1 protein-coding gene and 1 pseudogene are annotated in these 605 nt (G+C 49.3%); both read left to right on the forward strand.

Going from position 1 to position 605, the window contains the following annotated elements:
• A pseudogene (locus D1841_RS16225) lies at nt 1-363 on the forward strand (plasmid recombination protein); the annotation flags it as partial.
• Nucleotides 347-559, forward strand: a complete 213-nt coding sequence (locus tag D1841_RS16230) for a hypothetical protein (RefSeq protein ID WP_016304735.1) — start codon at nt 347-349, stop codon at nt 557-559. The pseudogene D1841_RS16225 and the gene D1841_RS16230, both read left to right, overlap by 17 nt.
• Nucleotides 560-605 lie beyond the last annotated feature (46 nt).

A 605-nucleotide genomic window follows, 5' to 3' on the forward strand; every position in this document is an offset into this window, starting at 1 on the left:
AAACAGGCGGTTTCCCTCTCCAAACAGGCGAGGGCGATTGAAGCCACGCTGGACGGTATCAATCCAATTAACGCCGGAAAGAAGAAAGAGGAAGCCCTCTCTATGCTCAAAAAGTGGTTTCCGCAGATGGAGAACTTCTCCGGGCAGTTGAAGAAATACAAGGTCACGATAAATGACCTCTTGGCAGAAAATGAAAAACTGGAGGCAAGGGCAAAGGCCAGCGAAAAGGACAAGATGAAAGGCGTTATGGAACGGGCAAAGCTGGAAAGCGAGTTACACAACATTCAACGGCTGGTTGACCGTATCCCGCCGGAAGTGCTGGCAGAGTTGAAGCGGCAACCGAACTATGGAAAGGAAAGGTGATTTTATAACGAATATCAGATACAAAAAGGAAACAGAAATCGTGACTTTTCAAGGAAAGGAAATCACGCTGGAAAATCTCTCCCCGGTATTTACACCGGAGCAGGAAGCGGCCAAACGCCGGGAACTGGAACAGCAGCTTTATGAGGTGTTCCGCAAGTACGCCGACAAGCGGCAGAAAGAGGAAGCCGGGGCGTAAGTTTTTCCAGCCACATCATTGATTTACGGGGCTGTTGGCGGTATAA

Source organism: Neglectibacter sp. X4, assembly GCF_009917365.1.
Taxonomy (GTDB): Bacteria; Bacillota; Clostridia; order Oscillospirales; family Acutalibacteraceae; genus Acutalibacter.

Excerpts from the sequence above, each read along its gene's own strand:
- D1841_RS16230 (WP_016304735.1), top strand. The coding sequence starts at position 347 with ATGGAAAGGAAAGGTGATTTTATAACGAATATCAGATACAAAAAGGAA.